Here is a 238-nt window from a genome sequence, read left to right as displayed (position 1 = left end):
ACTGCATGAAGTTGGAATCGCTAGTAATCGCGGATCAGCATGTCGCGGTGAATACGTTCCCGGGTCTTGTACACACCGCCCGTCACACCATGGGAGCGGGTTTTACCAGAAGTAGGTAGCTTAACCGTAAGGAGGGCGCTTACCACGGTAGGATTCGTGACTGGGGTGAAGTCGTAACAAGGTAGCCGTATCGGAAGGTGCGGCTGGATCACCTCCTTTCTAGAGTAGCACTGGTTCT

At 53.8% G+C, this 238-nt stretch carries 1 rRNA gene; it reads left to right on the top strand.

Annotated elements, in window-relative coordinates:
- Positions 1–219: ribosomal RNA gene (locus GJ695_RS29545) — 16S ribosomal RNA — on the top strand; the annotation flags it as partial.
- Positions 220–238 lie beyond the last annotated feature (19 nt).

The organism is Duganella alba, from assembly GCF_009674495.1.
Taxonomy (GTDB): domain Bacteria; phylum Pseudomonadota; class Gammaproteobacteria; order Burkholderiales; family Burkholderiaceae_D; genus Rugamonas; species Rugamonas alba.
Note: the sequence above shows the minus strand (reverse complement) of the source record. Positions and strands in the feature narration are given on the sequence as shown.